This is a genomic window from Cellulomonas sp. JZ18 (assembly GCF_009720485.1).
Classification (GTDB): Bacteria; Actinomycetota; Actinomycetes; order Actinomycetales; family Cellulomonadaceae; genus Cellulomonas.
On sequence record NZ_CP045245.1, the window covers coordinates 2,130,799 to 2,150,348 of the forward strand.

The 19,550-nt window shown below is 77.5% G+C and carries 18 protein-coding genes and 3 pseudogenes; 10 read left to right on the forward strand and 11 right to left on the reverse strand.

Annotation, left to right across the window (positions count from 1 at the left end):
• Positions 1 to 19 precede the first annotated feature (19 nt).
• From GC089_RS09675 to GC089_RS09695, 5 genes are all read right to left on the reverse strand, one after another.
• The gene (locus tag GC089_RS09675) at positions 20 to 157 is read right to left on the reverse strand and encodes a chromosome partitioning protein (RefSeq protein WP_136520100.1); all 138 of its coding nucleotides are present in this window, start codon (positions 155 to 157) and stop codon (positions 20 to 22) included.
• Positions 154 to 327: a hypothetical protein gene (locus tag GC089_RS09680; protein WP_155377515.1), complete on the reverse strand. Its 174-nt coding sequence runs from the start codon at positions 325 to 327 to the stop codon at positions 154 to 156. Before GC089_RS09680 ends, GC089_RS09675 begins: the two co-directional genes overlap by 4 nt.
• 107 nt (positions 328 to 434) lie before the next feature.
• On the reverse strand, positions 435 to 857 hold the full coding sequence (locus GC089_RS09685; protein WP_155377516.1) for a DUF6098 family protein: 423 nt from the start codon (positions 855 to 857) through the stop codon (positions 435 to 437).
• A 186-nt stretch (positions 858 to 1,043) separates the two neighbouring features.
• The gene (locus GC089_RS09690) at positions 1,044 to 1,457 is read right to left on the reverse strand and encodes a CBS domain-containing protein (protein WP_155377517.1); all 414 of its coding nucleotides are present in this window, start codon (positions 1,455 to 1,457) and stop codon (positions 1,044 to 1,046) included.
• Between the two features lie 101 nt (positions 1,458 to 1,558).
• The gene (locus tag GC089_RS09695; RefSeq protein WP_155377518.1) at positions 1,559 to 3,079 is read right to left on the reverse strand and encodes an aldehyde dehydrogenase; all 1,521 of its coding nucleotides are present in this window, start codon (positions 3,077 to 3,079) and stop codon (positions 1,559 to 1,561) included.
• Positions 3,080 to 3,352: 273 nt separating this feature from the next.
• Here GC089_RS09695 and GC089_RS09700 point away from each other — a divergent pair, with 273 nt between their 5' ends.
• From GC089_RS09700 to GC089_RS09740, 10 genes and pseudogenes are all read left to right on the forward strand, one after another.
• On the forward strand, positions 3,353 to 3,997 hold the full coding sequence (locus GC089_RS09700; protein ID WP_230684713.1) for an HAD-IIIA family hydrolase: 645 nt from the start codon (positions 3,353 to 3,355) through the stop codon (positions 3,995 to 3,997).
• A complete protein-coding gene (locus tag GC089_RS09705; RefSeq protein ID WP_155377520.1) occupies positions 3,994 to 5,100 on the forward strand; it encodes a glycosyltransferase family 9 protein in 1,107 nt (368 codons plus the stop codon). Before GC089_RS09700 ends, GC089_RS09705 begins: the two co-directional genes overlap by 4 nt.
• Complete coding sequence (locus GC089_RS09710; RefSeq protein ID WP_155377521.1) at positions 5,097 to 6,056, forward strand: glycosyltransferase family 4 protein; 960 nt, start codon at positions 5,097 to 5,099, stop codon at positions 6,054 to 6,056. The genes GC089_RS09705 and GC089_RS09710 overlap by 4 nt, the downstream gene beginning before the upstream one ends.
• Positions 6,053 to 7,285, forward strand: a complete 1,233-nt coding sequence (locus tag GC089_RS09715) for a glycosyltransferase (protein WP_155377522.1) — start codon at positions 6,053 to 6,055, stop codon at positions 7,283 to 7,285. The genes GC089_RS09710 and GC089_RS09715 overlap by 4 nt, the downstream gene beginning before the upstream one ends.
• A gap of 14 nt (positions 7,286 to 7,299) precedes the next feature.
• Positions 7,300 to 7,656: pseudogene (locus GC089_RS20060) on the forward strand (SIS domain-containing protein); the annotation flags it as partial.
• Between the two features lie 95 nt (positions 7,657 to 7,751).
• Positions 7,752 to 7,925, forward strand: coding sequence for a hypothetical protein (locus GC089_RS20065; protein WP_370513981.1), 174 nt, complete (start codon positions 7,752 to 7,754; stop codon positions 7,923 to 7,925).
• Positions 7,922 to 9,415, forward strand: a complete 1,494-nt coding sequence (locus GC089_RS09725; RefSeq protein WP_155377523.1) for a PfkB family carbohydrate kinase — start codon at positions 7,922 to 7,924, stop codon at positions 9,413 to 9,415. The genes GC089_RS20065 and GC089_RS09725 overlap by 4 nt, the downstream gene beginning before the upstream one ends.
• On the forward strand, positions 9,412 to 10,137 hold the full coding sequence (locus tag GC089_RS09730; RefSeq protein ID WP_230684714.1) for an SDR family oxidoreductase: 726 nt from the start codon (positions 9,412 to 9,414) through the stop codon (positions 10,135 to 10,137). The genes GC089_RS09725 and GC089_RS09730 overlap by 4 nt, the downstream gene beginning before the upstream one ends.
• 394 nt (positions 10,138 to 10,531) lie before the next feature.
• The gene (locus GC089_RS09735) at positions 10,532 to 11,179 is read left to right on the forward strand and encodes a PAS and ANTAR domain-containing protein (protein ID WP_255449006.1); all 648 of its coding nucleotides are present in this window, start codon (positions 10,532 to 10,534) and stop codon (positions 11,177 to 11,179) included.
• Positions 11,176 to 11,613 carry a hypothetical protein gene (locus GC089_RS09740; RefSeq protein WP_155377525.1) on the forward strand — a complete coding sequence of 146 codons (438 nt, stop codon included), beginning with the start codon at positions 11,176 to 11,178 and terminating at the stop codon, positions 11,611 to 11,613. Before GC089_RS09735 ends, GC089_RS09740 begins: the two co-directional genes overlap by 4 nt.
• 68 nt (positions 11,614 to 11,681) lie before the next feature.
• Here the strand turns inward: GC089_RS09740 and GC089_RS09745 are convergent, their stop codons facing one another.
• The 6 genes and pseudogenes from GC089_RS09745 to nirB all read right to left on the reverse strand — a co-directional run bounded on the left by GC089_RS09745 (position 11,682) and on the right by nirB (position 19,223).
• Complete coding sequence (locus GC089_RS09745; protein ID WP_230684715.1) at positions 11,682 to 12,815, reverse strand: YihY/virulence factor BrkB family protein; 1,134 nt, start codon at positions 12,813 to 12,815, stop codon at positions 11,682 to 11,684.
• A 238-nt stretch (positions 12,816 to 13,053) separates the two neighbouring features.
• Positions 13,054 to 13,845 (reverse strand): sirohydrochlorin chelatase, encoded by a 792-nt coding sequence (locus GC089_RS09750; RefSeq protein WP_155377526.1) that lies wholly within the window; start codon positions 13,843 to 13,845, stop codon positions 13,054 to 13,056.
• Positions 13,842 to 14,951 carry a uroporphyrinogen-III synthase gene (locus GC089_RS09755; RefSeq protein WP_155379089.1) on the reverse strand — a complete coding sequence of 370 codons (1,110 nt, stop codon included), beginning with the start codon at positions 14,949 to 14,951 and terminating at the stop codon, positions 13,842 to 13,844. Before GC089_RS09755 ends, GC089_RS09750 begins: the two co-directional genes overlap by 4 nt.
• Positions 14,952 to 14,959: 8 nt before the next feature.
• Positions 14,960 to 16,248 (reverse strand): annotated as a pseudogene (gene cobA / locus GC089_RS09760) (uroporphyrinogen-III C-methyltransferase).
• Complete coding sequence (nirD, locus tag GC089_RS09765) at positions 16,245 to 16,673, reverse strand: nitrite reductase small subunit NirD (protein ID WP_155377527.1); 429 nt, start codon at positions 16,671 to 16,673, stop codon at positions 16,245 to 16,247. Before nirD ends, cobA begins: the two are co-directional and overlap by 4 nt.
• A pseudogene (gene nirB / locus GC089_RS19750) lies at positions 16,670 to 19,223 on the reverse strand (nitrite reductase large subunit NirB). Before nirB ends, nirD begins: the two are co-directional and overlap by 4 nt.
• Between the last annotated feature and the right edge of the window lie 327 nt (positions 19,224 to 19,550).

Consider the following 19,550-nt stretch of genomic DNA (forward strand, 5'->3'; position numbering starts at 1 on the left):
ACGTGCGACGGGGCCGCGGTCAGGACGGGTCCTCGACGTCGCGGTCCGGCGTCGGCGCCTCGCCCTCGTGCCCCTCGGGCACGGGGTCCGGGTCGACGCCGAGCGACGGCAGGTCCGGCTGCTGGGGGTCGAAGCTCTCGGGCAGCTGCTCCGTCATGCGGTGCCGTCCTCGGTGCTGCGCGGGTTCAGGTTGTCCGGGTCGGCGTCCGGGTCGCCGGACTCGGCGCTCGCCGCACCGCTGGCCTGGGCCCCCGTGCGCGGGTTCAGGCTCTCCGGGTCGCTGTCAGGGTCCTGTGCCGGGTCGTAGCCCGTGGTCTCCTCGCTCATGCGTCCCACCGTGGCACCGGTCGCAGGGCCGCGCACGCCGGGCGGACGATCGCGCGGGGCCGGGGGCGCGCCCGGCGGGGGACGACCGCAGCGCGCGTCGCCGCAGGTCAGCCGGGCATAGAACCGGGGTCCATGGCCCGGTGGTACACCTCGGTCGCCTCGTCGAGGGCGCTCTGCGCGAGGCGCGCCACCGGCCGCACGTCGTCCACGAGCGGCTCGCTGTCCGGTCCTCGGCCCGCCTCGCGCCCGGTGAGCACCCAGGCGTAGCGCTCGCCCCCCGCGAGGTGGGCGTACTGGCACACCTGCCGCGCCATCCACTCGCGCGGGGGCCGCTGCCACCACGGCTCCGGGCTGAGGCGGTTGACGCTCAGCCCGGGCAGGGTCGCACCGCTCTCACCGTCCGTGCTGGGGTTGCCGCGGTCCACGTCGGGCCCCGCGCTGAACCGCACGTACGCGGTCTCGCCGAGCGCCTCGACGACCTCGACGAGCTCGTCGAGGCGGGTGACGAGCAGCATGTCGTCGTCGCTCATGCGCGGTCCTCGCCGTGCCCGGGACGGGCGTGGCGGCGTGCGGTCGAGGCCATCGGTGCTCCTCGTGGGCGGCGGCGGGCGGATCGGCCCGGCGGCGGACGGACGACGCCCCGTGCTCGACGTCGCGTCCCAGCATCGCCGGGGGCGCACGGGCACGCACCCCGGCGCACGGGCGTCCGGCCGGTGTCAGGTCGAGGGCGCCGCGGAGATGTCGCCCAGCGTCTCGCCGGCGTCGCGCGCCACGGCGACGTCGCCGAGGGAGACGACGCCCAGCACGACCTCCCCGTCGACCACGGGCAGCCGGCGCACGGCGTTGTCGGCCATCAGCGCGGCGGCCTGCTCGAGGGTCGTGCCGGGCCCCACGTGCACCGGGTCCGGCGTGCAGACCTGGCCGACCGGGTCGCCGCCCGTGCCGCCGACGGCGAGGACCCGGGTGACCAGGTCGCGGTCGGTGACGATGCCGACGAGCCGGCCGCCGTCGGTGACCACCACGTCGCCGACGGCCCGCTCGCGCATGAGCTCGGCCACCTCGCGCACGGTGGTGGTGACCTCGGCGGTGACGACGTCGCGGTCCACGACCTCGGAGACGGTGCGGGGCATGGCGGGCTCCCTCCGGCGGCTGGCGTGCGTGCAGCGCCACTGTGGCACCGGCGGGCACCGGACGCGCGGCGACGTCCGGTGCCCGCCGGGACGGGCGCCGCTCAGGCCGTGGGCGTCACCGCCGCCTCGACGTGCACCGCCTTGAGGACGGTCATCGCGGCGAGCAGGTCGGGCCCGTATCCCGCACCCGCCCCGGACTCGCGGCGCGGGTCGGCGGAGCCGCCCGGCGCGCCGCCGAACACCGCGTTGACCTTCACCGTCCCCACCTCGAGGGCCTCGGCGGCCTCGAGGGCGTGCTCGAGGCGCGGCGTGAGGACGGTCGCGGCGAGCCCGTACGCGCCCGTGTCGGCGAGCTCGAGCGCCGTGGCGAAGTCGGGGACGCGGGTGACCGCGGCCACCGGGCCGAACGTCTCCTCCGTCATGACCGCCATGTCGGCCGTGCAGCCGTCGAGCACCGTCGGGGCGTAGAACGCGCCCGGGCGGTCGAGCCGCGACCCGCCGGCGAGCACCCGCGCACCCGCCGCGACGGCCGCGTCGACGTGCGACTCGACGACGGCCAGCTGGGCCTCGTCCACGAGCGGCCCGAGCTGCGTCGCCGGGTCGGCGGGGTCGCCGACGCGCATGTCCCGTGCGAGCGCCGTGAGCTCCGCCAGGACGGCGTCGGCGGCGTCCTCGTGCAGGTAGACGCGCTCCACGGAGGTGCACAGCTGGCCGGTGTTCGTGAAGGCACCCGTGGCGATCTGCTGCGCCGCCCACGCGGGGTCGACGCCGGCGTCCACGACGATCGGGTCCTTGCCGCCGTTCTCGCGCAGCACCCGTGCGCCGCGTGCGCCCGCGGCCGCCGCGATCGCGCGGCCGGTCGCCGAGCTGCCGACCTGGGCGACGAGCGCCACGCGTGCGTCGGCCACGATCGCGGCGCCCGTCGCGCCGTCGCCGTTCACGACCTGCAGCACCCCGGGAGGGAACGCCTCGGCGACGAGCCGGGCGAGCTCCCAGCCCGCGCGCGGGCTGCGCTCCGACGGCTTGTGCACGACGGTGTTGCCCGTCACGAGTGCGGCGGCGAGCAGGCCCGCCGCCGCCGGGAACGGGTCGTTCCACGGCGTGATGACCGCGACGACGCCGTGCGGCTCGCGGCGCACGACGTCGAGCGCGAGCGGGTCGCCGGCGAGGGTGCGCCCGGTCGCCCCGAGGCCCGTCGTCGCCGCCTCGTCGAGGATGTCCGCGGCGACGCGGGCGGACTCGACCGACGTCGGCAGGAGGCGGCCGGTGTCCGCGGACAGCACGGCGCCGAGGACGTCCGCCTGCTCGCGCACCCGTGCGGCCGCGGTGCGCAGCGCGGCCGCACGCTCCCCCGGTGCCGTGCGGCGCCAGGCGCGGCGCGCGGCGTGCGCACCCGCGACGGCCTGCGCGACCTCCTCGTCCGTGGCGGGCACCAGCACGACCGTCGGGGCACCGTCGACCGGCGAGACGCGCGCGACCTCACGGGTGCCGAGCGCGTCGGCGACGCGTCCGTCGAGGACGTGCGCGGCGAGCCGCTCGGGGGCGACACCGTCCGCCGGGTCCGGCGTGCGGGCGTCCTCCGGGGTGGCGGCGACGGTGGTCGGGACGGGCGTCGTGGTCATGTGCTCTCCGTTCGGGCGGACGGGCGGGCGAAGGATGCGGGGCGCGAAGCCCCAGGACAAGCCGGGCAACCAGATCAAAACCGTTCGAGGTGCAGGAGCGGGTGAAGTGCTCCACGCTGGGCCCGGGGTCGGACCCCTCCGGAAGAAGCCCGGATGCGCACCTGATCTGCAGCCGGACCTCGTCCGGGACGACTGTGGACCACACACGGAAGGTCGGCCACTCATGCGCCTGCTCGACGTCAGCCCCGTCCGCCACGCACCGTCGGCGGCCGCGTGAGCGCGGCGCGCCCCGTGACGGCGGACGCCCCGACGGCCGCAGCCCCGAGCGTCGTGCCGGACCGCTCCCGCCCTGCGCCCCGCGCGGTCCTGTTCGACCGCGACGGCACGCTCGTGCACGACGTGCCCTACAACGGCGACCCCGACCTCGTCCGCCCGGTCGACGGCGCCCGCGACCTGCTCGACGCGCTGCGGGCCGCGGGTGTGCGGGTCGGGCTCGTCACCAACCAGTCCGGCGTCGCACGCGGGCTGCTGACGCGCGAGCAGGTCGACGCCGTGCACGCGCGGCTGGCCGAGCTGGTCGGTCCGTTCGACACCGTGCAGGTGTGCCCGCACGGCCCGCAGGACGGCTGCGGGTGCCGCAAGCCGGCGCCGGGCATGGTGCTGGCCGCCGCGCACGCGCTGGACGTCGCACCGCAGGAGCTCGCCGTCGTCGGGGACATCGGCGCGGACGTCGGCGCCGCGGTCGCCGCCGGTGCCCGGGCCGTCCTGGTCCCCACGCCCGTGACCCGCGCGGAGGAGGTCGAGGCCGCGCCCGTCGTCGCACCCGACCTGCGTGCCGCCCTCGCGCACCTGCTGCCCGGGGTGGTCGCCGCGGCCGCCCCGGCCGAGGTGGCGACGCCGCAGGAGGCCCGCCCGTGACGCGCGTCCTGGCCGTCCGTCTCGACAGCGACGGCGACGTGCTGCTCACCGGTCCCGCGCTGCGCGCCCTCGCCGCGACCGCCGACGGGCTGGACCTGCTCGCCTCGCCTGCCGGCGCCGCCGCGGCGCGCCTGCTGCCCGACGTCGACGACGTTCTCGTCTTCGACGCGCCGTGGAGCGGCTACCGGCCGCCGGCCGTCGACCCCGCGGCGGTGCAGGAGCTCGTCGCGACGCTCGCGGCGCGGTCCTACGACCGCGCCGTGGTGTTCACGTCGTTCCACCAGAGCCCGCTGCCCGCGGCGCTCGTGCTCCGGCTCGCCGGCGTGCCGTTCGTCGCGGGCACGAGCGTCGACTACCCGGGCTCGCTGCTCGACGTGCGCCACCGGCGCCCCGACGGCCTCCACGAGGTCGAGGCGGCGCTCGACCTCGCCGTCGCGGCCGGCGGCCGCCTCCCCGACGGCGACCTCGGGCACCTCGCGGTCCGCCGCCCGCTGCCCGCCCTCGCCGAGGCCCTGCCGCCGGACGCGCGGGCCGCGGCCGCGGACGGCTACGTCGTGGTGCACCCGGGCGCGTCGGTGCCCGCGCGCGCACCGTCGCCGGCGCACGCGCGGGCGGTCGTCGCCGCTCTCGCCGACGCCGGGCGCACCGTCCTCGTCACCGGCGGCCCCGGTGAGCGGGACCTGGCCGCCGCCGTCGCGGGCGGGCTCGCCGGCGTCGTCGACCTCGCCGGCCGCACGACGCTGCCGGGCCTGGCGGCCGTCCTCGCCGGTGCCGACGCCGTCGTCGTCGGGAACACGGGACCCGCGCACCTGGCCGCGGCCGTCGGTGCGCCCGTGGTCTCCCTGTTCTCCCCCGTCGTCCCCGCCGACCGCTGGTCGCCGTGGGCCGTGCCGAGCGTCGTGCTCGGCGACCAGGAGGCGCCGTGCGCCGGGAGCCGGGCGCGCGAGTGCCCCGTGCCCGGGCACCCGTGCCTGTCGTCCGTCACGCCGGCGCAGGTGGTCGCCGCCGTCGACGCGCTCACGGTGGCGTCCGCGCCCGCCGTCGAGCCCGTCGCCGGTGCGGTCGCCGACGTGCCGGCCGCACCCGAGGAGGTGGTCGCATGAGGATCCTCGCCTGGCACGTCCACGGCTCGTGGATGACCTCGTTCGTCCAGGGCCCGCACGAGTACCTCGTCCCGGTGGACGCCGAGCGCTCCCCCGACGGCCTGGGGCGTGCCCGCACGTACCCGTGGCCCGACACCGTGCGCGAGGTGCCGCTCGAGCAGCTGCGCGACGAGCCGTTCGACGTCGTCGTCCTGCAGCGCCCGCGCGACCTGGAGCTCCTCGAGCGCTGGGCCGGCAAGCGGGCCGGCGTGGACGTGCCCGCGGTGTACGTCGAGCACAACACGCCCGTCGAGCACCCCGTGGCGACGCGGCACCTGCTCGCCGACCGCGACGACATCCCGGTCGTGCACGTCACGCGGTTCAACGCGCTCGTGTGGGACAACGGGCGCGCGCCCGTGACGGTGGTCGAGCACGGCGTGCCCGACCCCGGGCACCTGTGGACCGGCGAGCGGGAGCGGGTCGCGGCGGTCGTCAACGAGCCCGTGCGGCGCTGGCGCGTCGCGGGCACCGACGTCCTGCTGCACGTCGCCGAGCGCCTGCCCGTCGAGGTGTACGGCATGGGCATGGCCGCGCTCGCCGAGCACCTGCCGGCGCAGGCGGACCACCTCCACGACGACGTCCCGCAGGCGCAGATGCACGCGCGCCTGGCCGGCGCGCGCGCCTACCTCCACCCGTACCGGTGGACGAGCCTCGGGCTCGCCCTGATCGAGGCCATGCACCTCGGCATGCCCGTCGCGGTGCTCGCGACGACGGCGGCGCCGGAGTCGGTGCCGGCGGCCGCGGGCGTCGTGAGCAGCGACCCGCGCGACCTCGTCGCCGCCCTGCGCCGCTGGCTCGCGGACCCGACCGAGGCGAAGGAGCGCGGGCTCGCCGCCCGTGCGCACGCGCTCGAGCGGTTCGGGATCGAGCGGTTCCTGTCCGACTGGCAAGAGGTGATCGAGGGGGTGACGCGATGAGGATCGCGATGGTGTCGGAGCACGCGAGCCCGCTGGCCGTGCTGGGCGGCGTCGACGCGGGCGGCCAGAACGTGCACGTCGCGGCGCTCGCCGCGGCGCTGGCCGACCTGGGGCACGACGTGACCGTCTACACCCGGCGCGACGACCCCGACCTGCCCGAGCGCGTCCCGATGACGCCGGGCGTGGAGGTCGTGCACGTCCCCGCCGGACCCGCGACGGCCGTCCCCAAGGACGACCTGCTGCCGTGGATGCCGGACCTCGGCGCGTGGGTCGCCGACGACTGGGCGACGCACGGTGCCCCCGACGTCGTGCACGCGCACTTCTGGATGTCGGGCCTGGCGGCCGTGCAGGCGGCCGAGGTGCACGGCGTCCCGACCGTGCAGACCTACCACGCGCTCGGCTCGGTCAAGCGGCGCCACCAGGGCGTGAAGGACACGAGCCCGTCGGGGCGGGTCACCGCCGAGGCGACCATCGGCCGGCGCGTCGACGCGGTCGTGGCGACGTGCAGCGACGAGGTGCGCGAGCTCGCGCGCCTCGGCGTGCCGGCGTCGCGGGTGCGGGTCGTGCCGTGCGGCGTCGACGTCGACCACTTCCGTCCCGTCCGCGGTGCGACCGGACCGTTCCCGCGCACGCGCCGGCACCGGCTCGTGTGCCTCGGGCGGCTCGTGGAGCGCAAGGGCGTCGACACCGTGCTGCACGCCCTGCCCGACCTGCCCGACACCGAGCTGCTGGTCGCCGGCGGCCCGGACGCCGCCGCGCTCGCCGACGACCCCGAGGCGTGCCGCCTCGCCGCGCTCGCCCGCCAGCTCGGCGTGGCGGACCGCGTGCACCTGCTCGGGCGCGTGGGCCACGACGACGTGCCGGCGCTCGTGTCGTCGGCCGACGTGGTCGTCGCGACCCCCTGGTACGAGCCGTTCGGCATCGTGCCGCTCGAGGCGGCGGCGTGCGGCGTGCCGCTCGTGGGCAGCGCCGTCGGCGGCCTGCTCGACTCGGTCGTCGACGGCGTGACGGGTCTGCTCGTGCCGCCGCGCGACCCCGAGTCGCTCGCGACGGCCCTGCGCGGGCTGCTCGCCGACCCCGCCCGTCGGCACGCGTTCGGCGCCGCGGCCCGCCGTCGCGCCCTCACCCGCTACTCGTGGCGGGGCGTCGCGGCGCAGACCGAGCTGGTGTACCAGTCCCTGACGAGCCCGGTCGCCGCGGCGGCACGGGTCGAGGAGGTGGCGGTGTGAGCGCGCGTACGTGGATGGAGACGCACGACGCCGAGCTGGCCGACGGGCTGCGCAGCCTGCGCCTGCAGGCGGGCACCGTCGAGCGGTGGGGCGCGACCCTGGCGCAGCGGCTCGCGGACGGCGGCCGGCTGCTCGCGGCCGGCAACGGCGGCAGCGCCGCCGAGGCGCAGCACCTGACGTCGGAGCTGGTGGGGCGCTTCCTGCACGACCGGCGCCCGCTGTCGGCGCTGTGCCTGTGCTCGGAGAGCTCGAGCGTGACGGCGCTCGTCAACGACTACGGCCTCGAGGAGATGTTCGCGCGGCAGGTCGAGGCGCACGGACGGCCGGGCGACGTGCTCGTGCTGCTGTCGACCTCGGGCCGCAGCCCCAACGTGCTGCGCGCCGCCGAGCGCGCGCACGAGGTCGGCGTCGCGGTCTGGTCGATGACCGGCCCCGCCCGAACCCGCTGGCCGCGCTGTCGGACGAGGTGCTCGCGGTCGACGCGCCGTCGACGGCCGCGGTCCAGGCGGTGCACCTGGTCGCGGTGCACGCCGTGTGCGCGAGCCTCGACGAGCACCTCGCCCTGCGGACCACCCGCGGGACGCGCGCGGGTGCGGCGACGGCCGCGGCGGTCGTGCCGGCCGTCGAGGTGCCCGCGTGAGCGCGGCGCGCCCGCACGTCGTGGTCGTCGGCGACGTCGTGCTCGACCGCGACGTCGAGGGACGCGTCGACCGGCTCTGCCCGGACGCGCCCGCACCGGTGCTCGACGTCACGCACGTGCGCGAGAGCCCCGGCGGCGCGGGCCTGACCGCCCTGCTCGCCGCGGAGGGCGCGCGCGTCACGCTCGTCGCCCCCGTCGCGGACGACGACGCGGGGCGGCGGCTCACCGCGTCCCTGGCGCGCGTGCTCGACGTGCTCGCGCTGCCCCACGAGGGCGGCACCCGGCGCAAGGTCCGCGTGCGCAGCGCGGCCCACTCCCTCGTGCGCATCGACGACGGCGGACCGGGCACGCCCGGTCCCGTGCCGGTCGACGACGTGCGCCGCGTGCTCGCGGAGGCCGACGTCGTGCTCGTGTCGGACTACGGCGCCGGCGTCACGCGCGACGCGGACCTGCGTGCGCTGCTCGCCGAGGCCGCACGCGCGCGCCCGGTCGTGTGGGACCCGCACCCGCGCGGCGGCGCGCCCGTGCCGGGCACGACGCTGGTCACGCCGAACGTCGGTGAGGCCCGCGGGGCGCTGCGGGACGAGCCCGGTACCGCAGACGCCGCACCGGACGAGCTCGCGCGGCGCCTGCGCGACCTGTGGGCGGCGCGGGCGGTGGCCGTGACGGCGAGCGCCGACGGCGCGTTCCTCGCCGGGGGCGGCGAGGCGCAGTACGTGCCGGCGCGCGCCGTCGCCGGCGGCGACCCGTGCGGCGCCGGCGACCGCTTCGCCGCCTCCGCGGCGCTCGCGCTGGCCGCCGGTGCGCTGCCGGTGGAGGCGGTGGCGCGGGGCGTGGCCGACGCGAGCGCGTGGGTGGCGTCCGGCGGCGCGGAGGCGTACCGGCGACGCACGGACGACGGCGTGCAGGAGCCCGCGTCCGCCGGCGGGGCGCCGCCCGACGCCGACCCCCGCGGCGGCCGTCCCGACGGTGCCGACCCCGGTGCCGACCCGGGTGTCACGCCCGTCGCCGACGACCTCGTCGCCCTCGCGGCGCGCCTGCGCACCGGCGGCCGGTCGCTCGTCGCCACCGGCGGCTGCTTCGACATCGTGCACGCCGGTCACGTCGCCACCCTGCAGGCCGCCCGCCGGCTGGGGGACGCGCTCGTCGTGCTCATGAACTCCGACGCTTCCGTGCGCCGGCTGAAGGGCGAGGGGCGGCCCGTCGTGACCGCCGCCGACCGGGCCCGCGTGCTCGAGGCGCTCGACTGCGTCGACGCGGTCGTCGTGTTCGACGAGGACGACCCCGGCGCCGTGCTCGACCGCCTCCGGCCGGACGTGTGGGCCAAGGGCGGCGACTACGGCGGCGCCGAGCTGCCGGAGGCCGCCACCGTGCGCGCCCACGGCGGCCGGGTCGTCCTGCTGCCCTACCTCGACGGTCGTTCGACGACCTCGATCATCCAGCGCTCGGGCGCCGCCCGGGCCGCCACCACCACGAAGGAGACCGTGTGAGCACCACGCCGCAGTCCCCCGTCCTGCTCGCGCCGCGCGAGGTCGGCACCGTCATCGTCACCGGCGGCTCGTCCGGGCTCGGCGCCGCGGTCGTCGAGGCCGTCGTCGCCGCCGGCGGGAAGGCCGGTGTGCTCGACCGTGCGAAGCCGGCGTCGCCCGACGTCCCGTTCGTCGAGGTGGACCTGTCGGACTCCGCCGCCGCCGCGCAGGCCGTCGAGGAGCTCGTGCAGCAGCTCGGCGAGCCGACGGCCGTCGTGACCGCGGCCGGCACCGACGCGTGCGGGCGCCTCGTGGACGTCGACCCGGACACGTGGGAGAAGGTGGTCCGGGTCAACCTGTTCGGCACGGTCGCCGTCGTGCGCGCCGCGATCCCCTACCTGGAGAAGGTGCGCGGCACGGTCGTCACGGTCGCCTCGACGCTGGCCCTGCGCGGCATGAGCGACGCCACCGCCTACAGCGCGTCGAAGTTCGCCGTGCGCGGCTTCTCGCACGCCCTCGCGGCCGAGCTCGCGGGCTCCGTCGGCGTCACGTGCCTCATCCCGGGCGGGATGCGCACCGCGTTCTTCGACGGGCGCACCGAGCAGTACAAGCCCGGCCCCGACGCGGACCTCAACGACCCGCGCGCGACCGCCGGCGCGGTCCTGGCGGCCCTCACCCAGCCCGTCGGGTCCGAGATCCGCGAGATGCTCGTGATGGCGTCCGGCGAGAGCTCCTGGCCGTGACCGGTCCGGTCTGACGCGCCGCGCTCGCGCGGCACCGGCACCGGCCGCTCCTCCCGAGGGCGGCCGGTGCCTCGCCGTGCCCGCCGTGCCGCCGGCACCCGCGAGGGTCCGTCCCGGCGGCACCGTCCGCCCGACCGCGTCTGCCGCGGACCCGGACGCCCGCTCGGGATGCGGCACGCGCCCGCATGTGGTGACGTCGTCCCGCCGCACACGTGGGGATGAAGCCGCCGTCCCGGGGTCGCGGCGCGAGGCGTCGGGCCGACGCCTCCCCTCGCCACGCCCGGTTCGTGCCGGTCCCACCCGTCCCGGGTGGCGCGTCCGGGATGTCCGGGTAACGTGGACGACGGGGTCAGGGCGCGGCCCACGATGGTGTGTCATCCGTGGAGGGTTGCCCGTGCACAGTGCAGCGAACCGTCGGGACAGGACGTCCCTCAGGCCCCGGTCGCAGGTCGGCGCGTTCACCTACGACACCCGGGCCGACTCGTGGTGGTGGTCCGACGACGTGTACCGCCTCCACGGCTTCGAGCCCCACGAGGTCGTGCCCACCACGGCGCTCGTCCTCGCCCACAAGCACCCGGACGACCGTGACGTGGCGCGTCGCCTGCTCGACGACGCCGCCTGCTCGGACGCCCCGTTCGGCAGCGTCCACCGCATCATGGACGCGACGGGTCGGGCCCGGGTCGTCGCGTTCGTCGGGCGTCGCCGCCCCTGCGCGCCCGAGGAGGGCGCCGTCGTCGAGGGGTACTTCCTCGACGTCACGGACGAGGTCGCCGAGCGCTCACGCAGCGAGGCGAACCGCGACATCGCCGCGTCGGCGGCGCACCGCGCCCACATCGAGCAGGCCAAGGGCATCGTCGCCTTCGCGTACGGCGTCGACCCCGAGAGCGCCTTCGGCGTGCTGCGCGCGGCCTCGAACAACGGCAACGTGCCGATCCGCGACCTCGCCGCGCAGGTGGTGGAGAGGGCCGCGAGCTTCCGAGGCGACCCGTACCGCGTCTGCGAGTACCTGGCCGAGGCCGCCGGCCTCCCCCTGCCGCGATGAGCCGGGCACGGGTGGCACGTCCGGAGACGCGGATCGTCCCGCGGGCCGGCGGGCACGTCACGGTCCGGGTCGAGGGGTTCCGCGAGGGGTCGGGCGTGCTGCCGCGCCCCGACCGGCTGGGCCGGTTCAAGCTCGAGGTCGTGCGCGAGGAGCGCGGTCTGTGCCTGCTGGACGCGCACGGTGCGCCCGTGGGCCGGCTCGCCGCGTCCTGGGCCCGCACGCTCGCCGACGAGCTCGCGGGCTGCGAGCGGGACGGCGTCACGCCGGTCGTGCGCGCCTCGCTCGTGGGGCCGCGCGGCGAGCGCGACATGTTCGTCCTGCTGTCGTGGCCGGGCCGCCGCACGGGCGTCCCCGTCCCCCGGGCGGGTGCGGCCCTCCCGACCGGCACCCGCGGCGTCCCCGCCGGGGTGGCCGGCGGACGCGCCGGCGGCTGAGCGTCCCCCGGCGCCCACGGGCACGACGAGGCCCCCGGACCCTGCGGTCCGGGGGCCTCGTCGTCGTGTCAGCGACCGTGGCGTCCCGAGGTGTCCCGGTGCGCACCGCTCGCCGACGCGCCCCTCCCCTCGTCGGCCCCGCCGTCCTGCCCCTGCTCGCGCTGCGCGGCCTCGCGCACCTCCCGCCCGCGGCGCACGTCCTCCTCCGCCTTCGCCTTCTTCTTGTCGCTGGCCTTCGTGTCCCGCGGCGGCAGCTGGATGGTCCGCTCGGCCTCGATCCCGCCCTGCAGCTGGCGACCGCGCTCGAGCTCGGCGTCGAGCTCGGCCCCGAACAGCAGCGCGAGGTTCGTGATCCACAGCCACAGCAGGGCGATGACGACGCCGGCGAGCGAGCCGTACGTCTCGTTGTAGCTGGAGAAGCGCGTCACGTAGAACGCGAAGCCGAGCGTCGCCAGGACCCACACGAGGATCGCGACGAACGCGCCGACGCTGATCCACCTGAACTTGGGCTGCCGGACGTTCGGCGTCGCGTGGTAGAGGATCGCGATCGCGAGCGCCACCAGGACCACGACGACCGGCCACTTCGCGATGTCCCAGACCGTGACGGCCGCGTCGGAGAGGCCGACCGCGTCGCCGATCGCGCGCGCCACGCCACCGGACAGCAGGATCGCGGCGATCACCAGGACCGCGATGACGACGAGCACGAGGGTGACGAGCAGCAGGATCGGACGCAGCTTCCACACGGGCCGGCCCTCGTCGATCTCGTAGACCCGGTTCATGCCGCGGCTGAAGGCGGCGACGTAGCCGGACGCCGACCACAGGGCGGTGACGAGACCGACGACCAGCGCGAGCCCGGCCGCGGGCGCCTGCGTGAGGTTCTGCAGGATCGGCTCGATCGCGGCCGCCGCGCCGCCCGGGGCCACGTCCTCCACGAGCGACGTGATGCGCGAGACCGTCTCCTCGGGGTCGGACACCAGCCCCAGCAGCGACACGATCGCCAGCAGCGCCGGCGCGACCGCGAGCACGCCGTAGTACGTGAGCGCCGCCGCCAGGTCGGTGCACTGGTCCTTCATGAACTCGCGCACGGTCTTGCGCAGGACGTACTTCCACGACCGCTTCTGCAGGTCGCCCGGGGAGTCGGGCTTGCGCGGGTCGTCTGGGGCCGGTGCCGTGGCCGCCTTCGACGTCGAGGACTCGTTCATCGCCGCACCTCCGCAGGGGCTGCCGGGGGGTGCGCCGGCCGCGGGGGTCGGACGTGCGCGGCGGGCGCCGGTCGGCCGGCCCGCGTGCACCGGCCGGCACCTGCGACGCTAGGCGCCGCCCCGGGGGCCGCCACCGCAGGTCGCGAGCCCGGGGCGCGCGCGGCGGGACCGCGGCGCGCCGCGGGGTCGGGCCCGCCGGTCGGGGGCAGCGGGCAGGCGCGCGGGTCGGGCGCCGGGATCAGGCGCGGGCCGGCGCGTCGGTCGCGGCGGCCGGGTGCGGCCCCGTCGGGCGGGACCAGGCCCCGACGGCGACGTCCCGGACCTGCGCGTAGCGGTCGAGCACGACCTCGGCGAGCCGAGGGTCGGGGGCCAGCGCGTCGGCGACCACGTCGGCACCCGCCTCGAGCACCCGGTCGAGGAAGTACCCCGGCGCGAGCAGGTAGGACGCGACGACGACGCGGCCGCCCGGCGCGAGCCCCTCGCGGGCCTGGGCGACCGCGACGGGCACGCGCGGGTGCGCACCGGCCCCGAACCCGACGACGACGGCACGGCCGAGGCGCTCCGCGAGCCCGTCGGCGACGACGCGCACGGCGTCGGCCGCCGCCGGGTCGCTCGAGCCCGCGGCTGCGAGCACGACGGCGTCGGCCTCCCGCAGCCCGGCGGCCGCGAGCCGGTCGGCGAGGATCTCCACGAGCCGTGGGTCGGGCCCGAGCGGCCCCGAGGCGGCTGCGCCCGGGCGGTCGACCGCCGCCGCGACGTCCACCTTCGTGTGGAAGCCGACGGACAGCAGCAGCGGCACGACCACGGCCGGCGCACCCGTGAGCGCGTCGGCGACGACGTCCGCGACCTCCGGTTGCTGCACGTCGACGAACGCCTCGCGCACGTCGAGGTCGGGGCGCAGGCGCGCGACGTCCTCGAGGATCGACCGGATCGCCGCGCGTCCGGTGACGCTGTCGGTGCCGTGGGAGCACCCCACCAGCACGGGTGCGGGCACGGGCGCCGGCGCGACGGTCGGGGTCGGGTCGGTCATGCCTGCTCCTGCAGCTCGAGGCGGTAGCCGCGCTTGACGACGGTGCGGATGAGCCCCCGGCTGCCGGTGGCGTCGCGCAGGCGGGCGATCGCGACCTCCGCCGCGTGCGGGTCGGCGGACTCCCCCGGCAGGGCCGCGAGCACGCGCTCGCGCGGCACCACGGAGCCGCGTGCGGACGCGAGCAGCCGCAGGACCTCCAGCCCGGTGCGGGACAGCGGCAGCACGTGGCCGTCGAGCACGGCGGCGGCGCGGTGCACGCGCAGGGGCCCGGCCACGGTGTCGAGCGCCTCGAGCCCGCCGTAGTGCGTGACGATCGCGCGGACGAGCGAGCCGAGCCGTCCGCGGTCCGGCAGGAGCGGGGCGATCCCGCGCTCCTCGAGCGGCTTGGCGGTGACCGGCCCGACCGCCGCGAACACCACCGTGCCGGCGCGGTGGCGCTCGACCACGGCGTCGGTCACGCCCGCGGCGTCGGCGGCGGCGAGCCACGCGGCGGCCCCGGGCGCGGACGTGAAGACGACGGTGTCGACCTCGCCGTCGGCGACGGCCCGCGTCGACGCGGCGACGACCGCCGGGTCGGGCGGCGGGCCCCAGCGGTAGACGACGAGGTTGCGCACCCGCGCCCCGGCCAGCACGAACGCCTCGTCGAGGCCGTCGGCGCCGGCGCCGTGGTGCTGGATCACGACGTCGCGCCCCGCGACGCCCTCGTCGAGGAGGACCTCCGCGATCTCGGCGCTCGTCTCGGACTCGGCCACCCAGTCGGCACTGAGGCCGGCGGCCTGGATCGCGCCCCGCGCCTTGGGCCCGCGGGCGATGATCCGCGTCCCCCGCAGCGTCTCCACGAGCCGGTCGGCCAGGCCCGCGGCGTCGGCGGCCTCGACCCAGCCGCGGAAGCCGATGCCGGTGGTGACGACCACGGTGTCGGGCGGGTCGGCCAGCACGCGGCGGGTCTCGGCCAGCAGGAGCGCGTCGTCGGTGTGCGGGACCATCCCGAGCGACGGCGCGTGCCGCACGGTGGCGCCGCGCCGCTCGAGGGCGGCGCTCAGCTCACCGGCGCGCCGGTCCGCGGTCACGAGCACGACGCAGCCGGCGAGCGTCTGGTCGATCATCGTGGCGGTCACCGCACCATTGTCGCGGGCGGCGCGGGTTCGTGCGCCAGGTCCTGCAGCCGCGGGTCGTGGCCGCGCCCGGGCTCGAGCAGGCCCGGCGCCGCGACCGCGCCGAGCACGACGACCGCGGGCGACCGCACGCCCGCGGCCGCGGCGGCTGCGACGACCGCGTCCAGCGGAGCGCGCGTCACGCGCTGCCCCGCGAGCGTGGCCTCCTCCACCACGGCGACCGGCGTCGTGCCGGGGACGCCCGCGGCGAGGGCCGACGCGACGAGACCGGGCAGGGCGGCGACGCCCATGAGGACCACGACGGTGCACGAGGCGTCGCGCAGACCCGTGAGGGCGGCGGCCGACCAGCCGTCCGTGCCGTTCATGACGTGCACGGCGCCGACGGTCCCCCGGTGCGTGAGCGGGATGCCGGCGGCGGCCGGCGCCGCGAACGCGCTGCTCACGCCGGGCACCACGGTGACCGGCACACCGGCCTCCCGGCACGCGAGCAGCTCCTCGCCGCCGCGTCCGTAGACGAAGGGGTCCCCGCCCTTGAGCCGCACGACGACGCGCCCGCGCTGGGCCTGCTCGACGAGGACGCGGTTGATCTCCGCCTGCGGCACCGGGTGGTGCCCGGGGACTTGCCGACGTCGACGACCTCCACGTCCTCGGGGAGCTCGTCGAGCACGCCCGTCGGCCCCAGGCGGTCGGTGACGACGACGTCGGCCTCGGCCAGCGCACGCCGCCCGGCGACGGTCAGCAGGTCGACGTCGCCCGGTCCCCCGCCCACGAGCACGACGCGGCCCTGGCCGGGTGCGCCGCGCCGGCGGCGGCGCAGGTCGACGCGTCCCTCGCGCAGCGTCGCCGCGAGCGCGTCGCGGACCTGGACCGACCGGCGCGGGTCGGCGCCGCCCGCGGAGACGACCCCGACCAGCACGTCGCCGGCGCGTGTCGTGGCCGGGGTGCGCGCCGTGCCGCGGGCGGGGCGGCGCGGACCGCCGGCGTCGACGCAGAACACGCGCCGCGCGGCCGCCCACGCGACGACGGCCTGGTCGGTGGCCCGGTCGCCGGTGGCGGTGTGCACGAGCCACGCGTCGTCGAGGTCCGCCGCCACGACCTCGCGGTCGACCCACCGCACCGATCCGCCGGCCACGACCAGGTCGGCGATCGGCTCGCACACCGCCGGGGCGACGACGCGCACCAGCGCGCCCTCCCCGAGCAGCGCCTGGACGCGCCGGGCGGCGACCGGTCCCCCGCCGGCGACGACGACCGTGCGGCCGGTCAGCTCGACGGCGAGCAGCGCGGTCACGGCGCGTCCTCGGCCGCCACCGCGACCTCGACGCTCCCGTCGACGACCCGCACGGGCCAGGTCCGCAGGTCCGCCGACCGGCCGGCCACGGGCTCCTTCCCGGCCGGGTCGAGGCACGCGCCGGTGCGCAGGTCGAACACCTGCTTGTACATGGGCGAGGCGACCGTCGGCACCTCGGTGCCGTCGACGGCCCGTGAGCCGACGATCCCGCGGGCCAGCACGTGCGCGTCGCTGAACGGGTCGTGCTGCTGCACGGCGAGCACCCGGTCGTCGACGAGGCGGAACAGGGCGACCTGCTCGAGGCGGCCGTCCGGCCCGTCGGGGACGAGGGCCGCGACGCCGCGCTCCGGCGCGAGGTCGTCGAGGCGGCACACGGGGAGCCAGGTCCGCCGCGGGGCGCCGAGTGTGAGGTCGAGCGTGGTCACGAGCGGACCTCCAGGGTCGAGCCGGCGACGAGGACGGGTCCGCCGTTCGCGGCGGCGGCCCGCTCGGCGGCGGTGGCGGGGCGGGCCTGGCCGCGCTCGGGCACGTAGGCCAGGGACGGGTCGGGCAGGTCGGGCGCGTTGACGAAGGACGCGAACCGGCGCAGCTTCTCGGGGTCCTCGAGGGTGGCGCGCCACTCGTCCTCGTACTCCTCGACGTGCCGGGCCATCTGCGCGTCGAGGTCGGCGCAGATGCCGAGGGAGTCGTCCATGACGACCGCGCGCACGCCGTCGAGGCCGCCCTCGACCTCCTCGATCCAGGGTGCGGTGCGCTGCAGCCGGTCGGCGGTGCGCACGTAGTAGAGGAGGAAACGGTCGATGGTGCGGATGAGCGCCTCGGTGTCGAGGTCCTCCGCGAGCAGGCGCGCGTGCCGGGGCGTGAAGCCGCCGTTGCCGCCGACGTAGACGTTCCACCCCTTGTCGGTCGCGATGACGCCGACGTCCTTGCCGCGGGCCTCGGCGCACTCGCGCGCACAGCCGGAGACGCCGAGCTTGATCTTGTGCGGTGAGCGCAGCCCCCGGTAGCGCAGTTCGAGCATGACCGCGAGCGCCACGGAGTCCTGCACGCCGAAGCGGCACCACGTGGACCCGACGCACGACTTCACGGTGCGCAGGGACTTGCCGTACGCGTGGCCGGACTCGAACCCGGCGTCGACGAGCCGCTGCCAGATGAGGGGCAGCTGGTCGATGCGTGCGCCGAACATGTCGATGCGCTGCCCGCCGGTGATCTTGGTGTAGAGCCCGAACTCCTGGGCGACCTGCCCGATGACGATGAGCCCCTCCGGGGTGACCTCGCCGCCGGGGATGCGCGGGACGACCGAGTAGGAGCCGTCCTTCTGCAGGTTCGCCATGACGTGGTCGTTGGTGTCCTGCAGCGCGGCGCGCTCGCCGTCGAGGACGTGCCCGGGGGCGGTCGTCGCGAGGATCGAGGCGACCGCGGGCTTGCAGATGTCGCACCCGCGGCCGGCGGCGCGCGTGCCGAACCGCTCCATCACCTCGGTGAACGTGCGTACCCCGGACACGCGGACGGCGTCGTAGAGCTGCGCGCGGGACAGCGCGACGTGCTCGCACAGCGCGGTGCTCACGGTGACGCCCAGCTTCTCGAGCTCGGTCGCCATGAGCTTCTTGACGAGCGGGAGGCAGGACCCGCAGCTCGTGCCGGCGCGCGTGCACGCCTTCACGGCGCCGAGGTCGTGGCAGCCCTCGTCGCTGACGGCGTGCCGGATCTCGCCGGCGGAGACGTTGTTGCACGAGCAGACACCCGCGTCGTCGGGCAGCTCGAGGTCGGGGGCGCCGCCGGTGCCCTCGGGAGCAGGAACGCGGACGGGTCGCCGGGCAGCTCCCGCCCGAGCATGGGGCGCAGGCTCGCGTACGCGCTCGCGTCGCCGACGAGCACACCGCCCAGCAGCGTGCGCGCGTCGTCGGACAGGACGAGCTTCTTGTAGACGCCGGCGACCGGGTCGGCCCAGACGATCTCGAGCGCGCCGGGCGTGCGGGCGAACGCGTCGCCGAAGCTGGCCACGTCCACGCCCGCGAGCTTGAGCTTGGTCGCGGTGTCCGCACCGGGGAAGGTGGCCCCGCCGCCGAGGAGGCGGTCGGCCGTCACCTCCGCCATCGCGTAGCCGGGGCGACGAGGCCGATGCAGGCGCCCTGGATGCAGGCCACCTCGCCGACCGCCGAGACGTCGGGGTCCTCGGACAGGCAGGTGTCGTCGACGACGACGCCGCCCCGGGGGCCGACCGGGAGGCCGGACTCCCGCGCGAGCTCGTCCCGCGGCCGCACGCCCGCGGCCACCACGACGACGTCCGCGTCGAGGCGGGTGCCGTCGGCGAGCTCGACGCGCCCGACGCCGCCACGCCGGTGCTCGTGCACGCGCGTCGTCATCGCCTGCGTCCGCACGCCGATGCCGATGCGGTTGATCAGGCGTCGCAGCGCCTCGCCGCCGCCGAGGTCGACCTGCGCCGACATCAGGTGCGTGTCGACCTGCAGGACGGTGGCCCGGGCGCCGAGCGCGTCGAGCGCCCCGGCCGCCTCGAGGCCGAGCAGGCCGCCGCCGAGGACGACGCCCCGCACGGGGTGCGTCCGGTCCTCCTGCAGCTGCGTGACGTACCCGCGCAGGGCCGCGACGTCGTCGAGCGTGCGGTACACGAACACGCCCGGCAGGTCCGCGCCCTCCATCGGTGGCACCCAGGCGTACGAGCCGGTGGCGAGGACCAGGTGGTCGTACGCGTACGTGCGGCCGGACGCGGCGGTCACGGTCCGCGCGGCGCGGTCGACGGCCGTGACGGCGTCGCCGCGCACGAGCGTCACGAGCGGGTCGTCCCACAGGGCGGCGTCGCCGAGGGCGAGGTCCTCCGGCGTCCGGCCGGAGAAGTAGCTCGTCAGCGCGACGCGGTCGTAGGGGCGGCGCGGCTCCTCCGCGAGGAGCGTGATGCGCCAGGTACCGGCGGTGTCGCGGTCGCGCAGGGCCTCGACGAGGCGCTGGGCGACCATGCCGCCGCCGACGACGACGAGGTGGCGGGGGCGTCCATGGGGGCCTCCGGGTGCGGGTGGCGGTGCGGGTGGCGGTGCGGGTCCGCGGCTGCGGGTCCGACGGGGGCGTGAGCCGACGCTACGAACGGCGTGTTTCGGGCGGCGTCGCGCGTGCGTTACCCCGGCGGAACGATCCGCGCACACCCGCACGGGTGGCGGTGTGAGGACGCCGACGGGGGACGTCCCCGCGGACGGGACGCGCGCGCGGCGGGCGCCTACCGTGGCGGGATGGGACGTGACCGGCACCGGTCGGCGGCCGCGGCGTCCGGCCTCGCGGCGGGTGCCGTC